Genomic DNA, 13,798 nt, shown 5'->3' on the forward strand with positions numbered 1-13,798 from the left:
GGCCTGTATCAGTTTTACCTGAATGGCAAAAAAGTTGGTGAGGACGAGATGACACCGGGATGGACATCCTATAGAAGACATCTCCTCTATCAGACCTATGATGTAACGGAATATCTGCAGAAGGGCATTAACGGTGCCGGAGCAATGCTGGCTCCAGGCTGGTATAAAGGAGTTATGGGACTGACAAAGGCCCGCAACAACTATGGTGATCAGACAGCTTTTACTATGGAACTTCTGATTCGCTACACCGATGGAACAACAGAATCTGTTTATACGGATCCATCATGGAAAGGCTGCGATTCACCGGTGATATTTGCAGAAATCTATGATGGTGAGACTTATGATGCAGCCCTTGAGATTCCGGACTGGTCAAAGGCAGAAACCACAAAAGGCGACTGGAAGCCGGTTCAGCTTGTATTCTTTGATACACAGGTTATGCGCGCGCAGTACGCTGCGAAGGTTCGTGTAATGGATCGTATTCCAGCAAAACGTATTTTTAAAACACCGGCAGGAGATACAGTTATTGATTTTGCCCAGAATATGGCAGGACGAATTGAAGTAACTGCAGCCGGAAAACCAGGCGATGTGATCGAGCTTCACTGCTTCGAGGTTCTGGATAAAGATGGAAATGTATATCTGGACAACCTTCGTGCAGCCAAGGCAACGATGAAATATACTTTTGCAAGGGAAGAGACAGTTACCTGGCATCCGACCTTTACGTACATGGGATTTCAGTATGCGCTGATTGTTTCCTATCCAGGTGAGCCGAAAGCTGAGAATTTCACAGCCTGCACCCTTCACTCCAACATGGCTTCAAACGGAAGTCTGGAGTGTTCGAATCCGCTGCTGAACCAGCTGCATCACAATTTCCTGTGGGGACTGAAGAGTAATTTCCTTGATGTACCTACAGACTGCCCGCAGCGTGATGAGCGCCTGGGCTGGACTGGTGATGCGCAGATTTTCTGCCGTACAGCCACTTATCTGATGAATACCTATACGTTCTATAAGAAATGGCTCCATGATCTGGAGGTTGATCAGACACCAGAAGGCGGTGTACCACATGTTGTTCCGAATATTGAGGAAGGCCGTACAGATGGAAACTGGCTTCTCCGCCAGGGACCTCACTCTGCAGCAGCCTGGGCTGATGCGGCCATCATCAATCCATGGACCATGTATCTGATGTATGGGGATAAAGATATTCTGAAAAAACAGTACAACAGCATGAAGGGATGGATTGACTTCATGCGTGCCCATGCTGTTGATTATATCTGGAACTATAAGCTGCAGTTTGGCGATTGGGTAGCTCTTGATGCAGAAGAAGGCAGCTACTTTGGAGCCACACCAAATGATCTGACCTGTACTGCCTATTATGCATACTCTACCGGACTTTTTGTCCAGATGGCGAAAGCCCTTGGAAAAGAGGATGTGGCAGTAGAGTATGAGGAGCTTTATCATAAGATCGTAAAGAAATTCCAGGAGACCTTCTTCGACGCAGAAGGAAATATGACAGCACAGACACAGACCGCACATATTGTGGCACTGTATTTCCAGCTGACTCCTGAGAAATATATCACAAAAACGGTAGAAGGTCTGAAACGCCTTCTGGACAAAGAAAACGGTCATCTGGTTACTGGATTTGTGGGAACTCCGTATTTCTGCCATGCACTAAGTCAGAACCACGCTCTGAAGGAAGCCTATGACCTGCTTCTGAAGGAAGACTTCCCATCCTGGCTGTATCAGGTGAAAAAAGGTGCCACTACGATCTGGGAGCACTGGGATGGCATGAAGGATGACGGAAGCATGTGGAGTGCAGATATGAACTCCTTTAATCATTATGCTTATGGGGCTATTGGTGAGTGGATGTACCGTGCAATGGCCGGAATTGAAGCTGATCCGGAACATCCGGGCTTTAAACATGCGATACTCTATCCGCGCATTGGTGGAAATCTGAAGTACACTGCAGGAAAATATCATAGCATTTATGGTGATGTTGGTGTAAAATGGGAAGTCCAGGGGAAACAGATTACTTTAACTGTTCAGATTCCGGTGAATACAACAGCAGAGATCCGTCTGGATCAGGCAAAAGCTGTTCTGGAAAGCGATGGACTGACATTTGCCAGGGAAGCAGACTATATGGCTGCCGAAGCGGGAAGCGGTACATACCATATCGCATTTGAACAGTAATCATAATGCAGAATGCGAAAGGGTGATGAGAATATGGAAAAGAAAAAGGAACCTTCAGGAATACAGAAAGCGTGGAGACGGCTGAGTATTCAGAATCAGATTTTTTTATCCATGTTTCTTATCACCCTTTTGGGTGTGGGCGTTTTGATGAATATTGTATACAAAACCTCTATTGATGCTATTGAACAGAATTACAGGGCATCTTATCAGTCTACGCTGAAGAATTCCAGCCGCGTTATGGATATGAATCTGAAGAACATTGTAGACGTAGGCCGAAATTTTCTGAATGATGAAGCTCTTCAGCAGATTCTGGAAAAAGGCAACGAATACGGAGGAAGCAAGTTTGCATCCACAGACCGTGAGAAACTTCGTGTGATTGCAAATGAAATGGCAAGTCAGCAGGTGTGGGTGAATTATATAGTATTTACGGATCTTTATGGCCATGTGTATCAGCTGAACAATGTGAACCTGGGTACTTATGATTTCTATAATTATTATAGTGATAAGGATATTCTGGAAGAAAGCTGGGTGAAACAGGCAAAGGCTGCGCAGGGAAAGGAAATTTTTTTCCGTGACAGTATTTTAAAAGCAGGAACAAAGAAAGGATTTTCTTATGCGAAATATATGATCAATCCCTCTGATGGACAGGGAATGGGCTATATGGTGGTGGGACTGAGCCAGAAGCTGTTGGGAAAATCCTTTGTTATGGGCAATGAAAGCTTTGATTCCAGTAACTTTATGGTTGTAGATGAGGATGATCAGCTGGTTTATTTTGTGGGAAATGAGGAAAGGGAGAATGCAATTATGCAATCCTATTCGAATCCGGGAGAGAACCATCTGTATCTGTTTTCTTCTGTCACCAATTCTACTACAGGCTGGCATATTGTAAACGTAGTGGAGAAAAATGAGATCAGTGAAGAGAGCAAAAATATCCGTCTGACCTCGTTTCTGGTAGCCGGTTGTGTTCTTGTAGTGGGTTTTCTCATGGCACGAATCATTTCCAGAACCATCAGCCATCCTCTGAAGCAGCTGGAAAATACCATTGCACAGGTTGGGGAAGGAGAGCGCCACATTACAGAAGAGTTTGACTACAGTGAAGTTGGCCGGATTGGACGGAAATTCAAGGAAATGGTCAATACGAACCTGGAGCTTTCCGAGCATCTTATGGCGGTGAAGCTGAATGAACGGGAAGCAGAGCTGCTTTTGCTTCAGTCCCAGATCAATCCCCATTTTCTTTATAATACACTGGATTCTCTGTACTTTGTTGCAATCATGCATGGGGATGACCAGATGGCAGAAATGGTAGAAGCACTTTCTGATAACTTTAAGCTGGCGCTGAATAATGGAAGCAAATATATTAAAGTTGCGGATTCTGTGAAATGGATGCAGGGCTATATGAAGCTTCAGAATATGCGCTACAATAATCGTTTTGAACTGTTCGTGGATATCAGCAGAGAAATTCTTCAGCGTGAAACGATTACCTTTATTTTTCAGCCATTTATTGAAAATGCCATGTATCACGGTCTGGAGCCGAAGATTGGAAAAGGAAAGATTTCCCTTCGCGGCTGGCAGGAGCAGAATAATATGATTTTCACTATTGAAGATGATGGTGTGGGAATTGACGATATGTCCAGACTGGAGAATGGTTATGGAGTGCGCAATGTAATAGAGCGTATAAAGTTGAATTACGGGGAAAAATACGGCGTAACATTTGAAAGCAGTCCAGGCAATGGAACGAAGGTAACGATTGTGGTTCCGGTAAGATAAGGGATAGGGAAATGCAGATACAAGGAGGATTTTCATGTATCGCTTAGTGGTAATTGATGATGAATATATAGTTGTGCAGGGAATTAAGGCTTTAATTTCCCGCCTGAAACTGGATTATGAGGTAGTAGGGGCTGCTTATGACGGAATCCAGGGACTGGAAGTGATCCGAAGTGAGAAACCGGATGTAGTAATTACGGATATCCGAATTCCGGGGCTGGATGGTCTGTCTGTGATCGAGGCGGCGAAGGAAGAATGTCCGGATACATATTTTATTGTGATCAGTGGCTATTCTGAATTTGTGTATGCGCAGAGGGCGCTTACTCTTGGTGTAAAAGATTATATTGATAAGCCGGTTACAGCAGATAAACTGAAAAATGCCCTTACCAGAATTGAAGATGAATGGGCGAAGACTCGTCATGAGGATAATCGTAAGGCACAGGCTAATCGCGAGAAATTTCAGGAATTGGAAAGAATTTTTGAGAGCAGTGTAAAATGTATTACAAACTGTGATGCTGCAGCATTTCGGGAAGAATGCCGGCAGGCAATCAGATGCCTGCAGGAACTTTACCCGGAACTGCAGGATTTTCGCAGGGAATTTTACAAGCATCTCTGTGTGCTCAGCGATGTACTGATCGAAAGCCAGAAGCAGGTGGAACGAGGGTTACTTGTTTCTTTTCAGGAGATGGCAAAATGTCAGAGCATAGAAGAAGTACAGGCCTATGGGGAAAGCGTTCTGTCTGATATCAGCAAGCATCTGACAGCAGACCAGACCGGAAGCAAACACAGAATTATCCTGGAGCTTCTTACTTATCTGGACGAGCATTATGATCAGGATATCGGGCTGAGTGAGCTTGCAGACAGAGCCGGAATGAGCACGGCGTACTTAAGTGTTCTTTTTAAAACAGAGGTTGGTACATCTTATGTGAAATATCTGACAGACCTTCGCATAAAAAAGGCGAAGAAGCTTTTGCAGGATGGATATAAGGTTAATGAAGTCAGTGAAATGGTGGGCTATAATAATTACAGATATTTCTGTGATATTTTTAAAAAACATGAGGGCATGACTCCCAATGAGTATAAGGGAAACGTGTGGAAAGCAGAATGATAAAAACAGGATTTGCAAAAAAAATGCACATATTCAAATTGCTGAATATGTGCATTTTATATATTTAGCACAAGTAAATGCCTGGGCAAGTGAAACTTTTTATAAAAACAGTCTAAAAAAACTGTACATTACCAAAAAAATTAGGCACTGGTAAAAAAACAGAACAATGGTATTATATAACCATAAGATATTTCCCGGGGATACAAAGAAACAAATTAAACGTGACCGAAAAGTAAATGGCTATCAAGAGTAAATTATAACAAAGTTCAATAATTTTGAAAATTCTGGAGGAATTTATAATGAAAAAGAGAGCATTAGCTATTTTAATGGCAGCATTAACAGCAAGCACAATGTTTGCAGTTCCTACATTTGCAGCAGATTACTCAGGAGAGGATCCGCAGCTTGAGAAAAACATCAAAATCCTTACCATCTGGGCAGAAGATAATGACAATGGTATGCTGTTAAACAAAATCTGCGAAGACTATCAGAAAAATGTAAACCCGAATTTCACATGGGAATATGAGATGGTTGCTTCTGACAACCTTCAGCAGAAAATTGCTACACTTGCAGCATCCAATGATCTTCCGGATCTGTTCGCTTACGAAGCAGGTGCTCCACTCAGCGTTCTCATCGATTCCGGAAAGGTTAAAAATATTACAGAAGCTGTTGACGAGATCGGAACAGCAGATTATTTAAACAGCGGTGCTGTTGAGCTTCTGAAAGGATTATCTGGAACAGATGATCTTTATGATCTTCCTCTTGGACTGAATGTAGAAGGCTTCTGGTACAACAAAGCCCTGTTCGAGCAGGCAGGATGCGAAGTTCCTACTACATGGGATGAGTTTGAAGAGGTTCTTCAGAAACTTTCCGATGCGGGTATCCAGCCTCTTACAACCGGCGGATCTGACAAATGGGGTGCAACCCGTCTGATCAATGCATACGCAGTAAGAACCGCAGGAAACGACATTATGACAAAAGCAGCTGACGGCGAAGTTCCTTATACAGATGAGAAACTTGTTGCAGCAGCTGATAAGATTGCAGAGTGGGCAGAGAAAGGATACTTCGGAGAAGGTATCACAACAGTTGATATGAACACAGCTGGTTCCATGCTGATGAGTGGAAAAGCAGCCATCTTCTACAATGGTTCCTGGTTTACACAGAACCTGACTGATGATTCCCAGAACCCGGCAGGCGAGGACGGAATCGGATTCTTCAACATTCCGGTTGCAGATGAGTCCATCAGCTCCGCTACTTCTTACTCTATGAACTGTGGTAACATTCTTGCACTTGACAATGACAAATATGATGAGGCTACTGGCTGGTTCCTGAAATACTTCATGGAGAACATCGGAAACGTAGCTATGGAAGATCAGGGAACTGTTAAAGGTTACACATATGATGTTGCAGCAGATGATATGGATAACTACACCAAGCTTGTTCTTGACGAGATTGACAAATCCACAGAAGGATTTGCATGGTGGGAAGCAAAAATGCCTAGCGAAATCTCCAAGACAGCTCAGGAAAATGTACAGCCTCTGTTAAACGGCGAAATGACTGGCGAAGAATATATGCAGTCCATCCAGGATGTATATGACATGCAGTAAGTAACAGCTTTGGCAATATAAGCTTTGAACTTCAAATGGGAGTGTTTGCCAGCAGACACTCCCATTTTTATGTTAGAAGACAGGATGTTAGATGTGGGAGCGCCAAAGGCGCAGAGCATCTGACTTTCGTATGAAATCAGAAAGGAAGGAATTTTATGAACAAGGTATTAGGTAATAAGAAAGCGATATCCCTTTTCGTAGTTCCGGCATTAATTATTTACACTATCATCGTAATGGTACCGGTTATCTGGTCGTTGTATTATTCATTCTTCAGCGGCAGCCCGGGACTTCAGTGGGAATTTGCCGGATTTGACAATTATGCAAGACTTTTCAGAGACAAGAACTTCTTAAATGCATTGACAGTAAACTGTAAATATGTATTGGTAGTAACCGTTGGCCAGGTTGGAATGGGACTTTTACTTTCCCTGATGTTTAAATTCTGGCTGAGAAGATGCAAAACCATCGTAAGAACTCTGGTTTTCTTCCCGGTAGTACTTCCTACTGTTGCAGTAGGTCAGCTGTTTGCAAAGATCTATGAGATTCAGCCAAACTATGGTCTGTTAAACTCATTGCTTGACTCTCTTGGTTTTACGAACCTTGTTCAGCCATGGATCGGCCAGTCCAGCACAGCTCTCTGGGCATTGTGCGTAATGGATATCTGGGTAGCCATGGGATTCTATTCCGTAATTTTCTATGGAGCACTCCTTGATATCTCTGATGATATCCTGGAAGCAGCCAGAATCGACGGCTGCGGCGGATGGCAGTTATTCAAAAACATCCTTCTTCCGCTTCTTCGTCCAATGGTGATCACCAGCCTTGTATTCAGTTTCTCCGGAACTGTAAAGATGTTCGAGTCTGCTATGGCTCTTACCAAGGGTGGTCCAGGAAGCGCAACAAAATCACTTTCCATGTATATGTATGATGTTGCATTTACCTATAACAAGGTAGGTTATGCCAGTGTTATCGCTATCGTAATCTTCCTGATCTGTGTTGTGGGATCTCTTGTTATCAATAAATTTGATGTAAAAGACTGAAAGGAGGAAATATTATGAAAAAAGTAAAAGCAGTTTTTCGGGGAATTGTAATTTTCCTTCTTTGCATAATTGAGATTTACCCATTATTCTGGATGCTTACCGCATCCTTCAAGAAACAGGCTGAGTGGAGTGAAAAGCCAGCTTATGCATTAAATGATGGTTTCTATTTCCAGAACTACTCTGATGCATGGACAAGAGGACATATGTCCACTTTCTTTAAGAACAGTTTGATCACTACATTAGTGGCACTTGTATTTATTGTATTTTTCTCAGTAACTGTTGGTTTTGCTGTAACAAAGATGAAATGGAAATTCAGAAATGCAGTTGCACAGTATTTCCGTTTCGGTATCATGATTCCGGTGGCAATCGCTTTGATCCCGCTGTTCCAGATTTACAGCAGATCAAACCTGTTAAATACCAGAACATGTCTGATCATTACGTACATAGCATTTGGCCTGTCGTTGTCCATTTATCTGGTTCAGGGATATCTTCGTTCCTTCCCGGATGACATTATGGAGGCTGCCGTTATCGATGGCTGTGGTATTTACAGACTGATGTGGCACATTGTAACACCACTGATGAAGAACTCTATTGTAACCGTATTGGTTCTTCAGTTTTTCTTCAAATGGAACGACCTTCTGTTTTCCATGACATTCATCAGTGATTCTGCACTGAAGACTGTTCAGACAGGACTTCTGTACTTCTCTGATGAGTTCGGATCCAAGAACTGGGGTGCAATCTTCGCTTCTGTATCCATGAGTGTATTCCCACTTCTGATCCTGTATATGGCACTGAATAAGAAACTGATGGAAGGTATGACAGCCGGAGCTGTAAAGGGTTGATTTTATGGAAGATAAAAGGACAGAGCAGTATAGACAGGAACTGAAAAAATTTGTGATGTCTCACACGGAGGATGTGCTTAAGAATCCGCGAAGCTTTATCCATTATCCGTTTATTGATCCAGGTTCCGTTTATGATGGAAATGTATGGGACTGGGATACCTACTGGTCCGTATATGGCTTTCTGAATCTGGCGGATTCTTATCAGGATCCGTCTGTGAAGCCGAGAATTATAGAGCACGCACAGGGGAATATCCGCAATTTCTTCGACCACCAGCTGGAAGATGGATATATTCCCATGATGATCGAGGTGGCAGACTGGCCGGAGCCTTATCTGAATATGAGGCATAAGGAAGGCAAGATCATGAATATGCATAAGCCCTTCCTTTGCAGCCAGATGTGCCTGATCAGTGATTATACCGGTGATTATGCCTGGATGGAAGAATTTCTTCCAGGCGTGGCGAAGTATTTTGACTGTTATGATCAGTATTATTTCCATGAAAACAGCGGACTGTATGTATGGCAGGACGATATTATGATCGGTATGGACAATGATCCAGCTACTTTTGGCCGTCCGCCATTTTCCACTGCCAATATTTATCTGAATAGCTTTATGTGTGTGGAGCTGGAAGCTGGTGCCAGATTATACAGAAAGTTTGGCAAGGAGGAAGAGGCGAAGAAGCTTCTGGATAAGCGCGAGGCGCTGATCGGTGCTATCCAGCAGGAATGCTGGGACAAGCGTGATCGTTTCTTCTACTCAGTTGATGTGGATATTAAGACAAGGAAATACGACTGGTTCCACCAGGGACTGGGAGTCTTCTGGAAGACATTGCCCATCAAAGTACGTGTATGGTCTGGCTTTATTCCCATGTATGCAGGAATTGCCACAAAAGAGCAGGCTGCAGATATGGTGAAGCATATTTTTGATCCTGATACCTTTGGTTCTGACTTCGGTCTGACCACGCTTTCTAAGGATGAGAAAATGTTTGACCTGTCTGTTACCAACAATCCGTCCAACTGGCTTGGCCCGATCTGGCTGGTTGCAAACTATGTGGTATTTCGTGGACTTTTGAACTACGGATACCGCATGGAGGCGGAAATTATGTATAAGCGCACCATGCACCTTCTGGGAGAGGACCTGGAGAAAACAGGATGTCTTCATGAGTATTACAATCCATTTAATGGAGAACCGGTTATGAATGGTGGCTTTATTAACTGGAATATACTGGCATTGAATATGGCAGATGAGCTGGAAGGAAAGAAACCAATGTGTCTGCCAGAATTGCTGGAAAAACAGGCAGAAAAGCAATCGTTATAATAAGATTTTTCTGCTGTGAGGTAAGTAAATACAGGAAAAGGATTGCAGAATACGTGGAATTTTGCAGTCCTTTTTTGGTTTGACCGGTAAAAAACATCTTTCTGAAACAAAGTGTGTACAAAAAAATTTAAATAGCTTATACTTAGAATGTGTTTTAAGTTTATTTTGTAAAATGAAACAGATAAAGGAGCAAAAACATGATTCAGAACCCGATTCTTCCGGGATTTTGCCCGGATCCAAGTATTATACGTGTTGGAGAAGATTATTATATTGCAAATTCAAGCTTTGAATGGTGGCCTGGTGTGAAAATCTATCATTCTAAAGATCTGAAGCATTATGAACAACTGCCATCGCCGCTGAACCGAATGAGCCAGCTTAATATGGTTGGTGAGGGTGATTCTTGTGGCGTATGGGCGCCGGATATTTCCTGGGATGGGGAATACTTCTGGCTGATTTATACGGACGTGAAAACCCGTACCGGAGGACTTTTTAACACCCATAATTACCTTGTGAAATCTAAGGACATCCGTGGCGGCTGGTCTGAGCCAGTTTATCTGAACAGCTCTGGCTTTGACCCATCTGTATTTCATGATACAGATGGCAAAATGTATATTGTGAATATGATCAACAATTTCAAGGGAATTCTGGTACAGGAGTATGATCCTGAGAAGGAATGCCTGGTGGGAGAGGCGAAAAATGTCTTCCCGGGAACCGGACGTGGCTATACAGAAGGTCCACATATTTACCATATTGGAGAATATTATTATCTGCTGATGGCAGAAGGTGGAACCGGATATGAGCATATGGTAACTATGGCGAGATCCCGTTCCATCTGGGGACCATACGAGGAAGATCCAGGCAATCCGGTACTTACCTCTGATGTGGATAATCCAGAGAAACTGCAGAAATGCGGACATGCAGATCTTGTATGCACTCAAAACGGGGAGTGGTACATGGTACATCTTTGCGGCAGACCGCCGAAGGGCAGCAGACAGTGCGTGCTTGGCCGCGAAACCGCAATTCAGAAGATGGTATGGAACGAAGAGGGCTGGCTAAGGTTGGCCTGCGGCGGAAGATTTGGACAGTGGGAGACAGAAGAGCCAACTGGAATTCAGGAGTATCTTTTCCCGGAGGAAGAGGGGAAAGATTATGGAAAAGAAGACTTTGATTTAGAAATTGCAGACAGTGCTGGAAATAATGAAACTGCAAAGAATGCGGACATTGCTGAAACTCTTTCGAAAACAAAAGAGTATCTGAATGAGAAGAATGCTGTGGACGAAGAATGTAATAAAAAGTTAAGTATGCCAGTGAAGAAGACCTCTGCGCTCTTAGATGTGCGCTATACTTCCCTGCGCCAGCCATATGACAGCTACACCAGCCTGACAGAACGCCCCGGCTATCTTCGCCTCTACGGTCAGGAATCCCTGAATTCCTGCTATAACGTAAGTCTTGTGGCACGGAGGCAGCAGGAGCGTCATGTTCAGGTGGAAACCTGTGTAGAGTTTGCCCCAACCTGCAGAGAGCAGATGGCAGGACTTGCCTATATGTATGACACTGGCAATTTCTACCTTCTGGTAAAGACCAGAGAGGAAGAGTTTGGCTCCCAGACACTTGATTTGAAAAAGCCTGCAAAGCTGCGCCTGATAAAGAGCGATCACTTTGACGTAGAAGATGTGATTCCGGCAATTTCCATCCCGGAAGATGGTCCTGTATATCTGCGCGTAATCACCACCCAGGAAGGACTTTATGCAAAATTCTTCTACTCCCTGGATGGAAAAGACTATCAGGAACTGGCTGAAGTCCCCACCAACATCCTCACCGATGAGCAAAGCGATGGATTCACCGGCGCTCACTTCGGAATGTACTGTCACGATATGACAGGGGGGAGACGGTATGCGGATTTTGATTATTTTGAGATTGTCAAAACGCGTAAAGAACAATAGAAAAGGCATTCAGCCACTTTTTCAAACACGCTCTGGACAGATTAAAAATTCATACATTTTCTTAATAAAGTAACGTTGCAAACCCCATGTTTTCTGACGTATTATGATAGTAGAAAGCATGGGGGATTTTTATTTACACGGGCAGTAAATCAAAGTCTGCATCCTCATAAGATGTCAGATGCGGCAGTGATATCGAGACAAATCCGCAGCGCGTATTTGGAGTTTTGAAAGAGAGATATATAAAATATAAGAGATCTAAAATGGAGAAGGAGACAAGAAAAATGAAATTAAATTATGCAAAAACAATAGAAAAATGGGGCATTTTTGAAGTGACCGTAAGCGGTCCCAAGGAGGGGAATCCATTTTGTGACCAGTGGATTAAAGGTACTTTTTGTTGTAAAAATGAGAAGAAAACGGTAGATGGGTTTTATGATGGAGATGGTACTTATAGAGTAAGATTTATGCCGTCTTTTACAGACGAGTATACCTTTGAAATTGAGGCTTCCTTTGATATTAACGCGGGGGAAGAAGTGCCGGATGAAGAAGCGCCTGAACATAAGCTAGGAACTGCTGATGGTGGGAAGGCAGCAGAAAAATGTGCTGTCAGAAATATACTGACCGGAAGTTTTACTGTAACTTCTCCTTCAGCAGACAACCATGGTCCGGTTCGTGTTGCAGGTACCTATTATCTTGCCTATGAGGATGGAACACCCTATCACTGCATTGGAACTACATGTTATGTATGGAATCTGCAGAACGAAGAATTGCAGAAGCAGACACTGAAAACTCTGGAAGAAAATGCTTTTAATAAGATCCGCTTCTGTATTTTTCCCAAGCACTATGACTACAACCTTCATGAGCCAATTACCTATCCTTATGAGGGAACACCCTGCGACAGCTCTGTGTTAAATGAGAATAATTTCGCGGAATATAATGGCTGTGCTCCGGGCAATGACTGGGACTTTACCAGATTCAATCCAGCCCATTTCCAGCATATTGAAAAGTGTATTCAGGCACTTATGAATCTGGGAATTGAGGCTGATCTGATTGTTATGCATCCATACGACAGATGGGGATTCTCCATGATGAAAGCAGAGGATGATGACCGTTACTGGAAGTATGTGCTGGCACGTTTTTCCGCATACCGAAATGTATGGTGGTCCCTGGCTAATGAGTATGATCTGATGCATGAGAAGACTCTTTCTGATTGGGAAAGATATGCCGGCATTATCTGTGAGAAGGATCCTTACCATCATCTCAGATCCATTCATAACTGTAAGGCATATTACGATTATAACCTGCCTTGGATTACCCACTGCAGCATCCAGAGAACAGAGACATACCGTTCCTCCGAGCTGGTAAATGAGTGGCGTGAGAAATATCATAAGCCTGTAATTCTGGATGAAATCTGCTATGAGGGCAACATTCAGTTTGGCTGGGGAAATATCAGCGGTGAGGAAATGACAAGAAGATTCTGGGAGGCATTCTGCCGCGGAGGATATCCGGGACACGGTGAAACCTATCTCAGCCCGGATCGTATTCTCTGGTGGTCTCATGGCGGCGTTCTTCACGGAACCTCACCGGATCGTATTAGATTTCTTGCAAAAATCATGGAAGAAACACCGGGACTTGGTGTGGAACCAATGCCTTGTAAATGGGATGAGGTTGCCTGCCGTGCTACCGGTTTCCCGGCGAGGAAAGATTATTTTATTTACTATTATTCCTTCATGCGGCCGGGCTTTCGTGACTTCTACTTTGATGATACTACAGAGTATCAGGTGGAAATTATCGATACCTGGGAAATGACTATTACAGATGGAGGTATCCACAAAGGTAAATTCCGCGTGCAGCTGCCGGGGAAAGAGTATATGGCAGTGCGCCTACAGATAGCGAAATAATAACCATATTCATACAAAAATCCCAGTTGTGTATGCAGCTGGGCTTTTTGAGCATAAAATTCTTGAATCGTTTTTCAGAATTTGTTATGATTCATATCAGAATTTA

The 13,798-nt window shown here is 43.3% G+C and carries 9 protein-coding genes; all 9 read left to right on the forward strand.

The window, feature by feature from the left end; translation table 11 throughout:
- A partial coding sequence (locus AB5Z12_RS14915; RefSeq protein WP_368368696.1) for a family 78 glycoside hydrolase catalytic domain occupies positions 1 to 2,184 on the forward strand: 2,184 nt, incomplete at its 5' end.
- A gap of 33 nt (positions 2,185 to 2,217) precedes the next feature.
- The gene (locus AB5Z12_RS14920) at positions 2,218 to 3,951 is read left to right on the forward strand and encodes a sensor histidine kinase (RefSeq protein ID WP_368356842.1); all 1,734 of its coding nucleotides are present in this window, start codon (positions 2,218 to 2,220) and stop codon (positions 3,949 to 3,951) included.
- A gap of 34 nt (positions 3,952 to 3,985) precedes the next feature.
- The gene (locus tag AB5Z12_RS14925) at positions 3,986 to 5,056 is read left to right on the forward strand and encodes a response regulator (RefSeq protein ID WP_368356841.1); all 1,071 of its coding nucleotides are present in this window, start codon (positions 3,986 to 3,988) and stop codon (positions 5,054 to 5,056) included.
- 299 nt (positions 5,057 to 5,355) lie between these two features.
- Complete coding sequence (locus tag AB5Z12_RS14930) at positions 5,356 to 6,660, forward strand: ABC transporter substrate-binding protein (protein ID WP_118577669.1); 1,305 nt, start codon at positions 5,356 to 5,358, stop codon at positions 6,658 to 6,660.
- A 155-nt stretch (positions 6,661 to 6,815) separates the two neighbouring features.
- Positions 6,816 to 7,694 carry a carbohydrate ABC transporter permease gene (locus AB5Z12_RS14935; RefSeq protein WP_173734799.1) on the forward strand — a complete coding sequence of 293 codons (879 nt, stop codon included), beginning with the start codon at positions 6,816 to 6,818 and terminating at the stop codon, positions 7,692 to 7,694.
- Between the two features lie 14 nt (positions 7,695 to 7,708).
- On the forward strand, positions 7,709 to 8,536 hold the full coding sequence (locus AB5Z12_RS14940) for a carbohydrate ABC transporter permease (protein WP_227200628.1): 828 nt from the start codon (positions 7,709 to 7,711) through the stop codon (positions 8,534 to 8,536).
- Positions 8,537 to 8,540: 4 nt separating this feature from the next.
- On the forward strand, positions 8,541 to 9,851 hold the full coding sequence (locus AB5Z12_RS14945) for a trehalase family glycosidase (protein ID WP_368356840.1): 1,311 nt from the start codon (positions 8,541 to 8,543) through the stop codon (positions 9,849 to 9,851).
- Between the two features lie 197 nt (positions 9,852 to 10,048).
- Entirely contained in the window at positions 10,049 to 11,794 is a 1,746-nt protein-coding gene (locus tag AB5Z12_RS14950; protein WP_173770800.1) for a glycoside hydrolase family 43 protein, read from the forward strand.
- A 281-nt stretch (positions 11,795 to 12,075) separates the two neighbouring features.
- On the forward strand, positions 12,076 to 13,692 hold the full coding sequence (locus AB5Z12_RS14955; RefSeq protein ID WP_173769404.1) for a DUF5605 domain-containing protein: 1,617 nt from the start codon (positions 12,076 to 12,078) through the stop codon (positions 13,690 to 13,692).
- Positions 13,693 to 13,798: the final 106 nt, after the last annotated feature.

This window comes from Ruminococcus sp. RTP21358st1_G6_RTP21358_211008 (genome assembly GCF_040908885.1).
GTDB classification, from domain to species: domain Bacteria; phylum Bacillota; class Clostridia; order Lachnospirales; family Lachnospiraceae; genus Blautia_A; species Blautia_A faecis.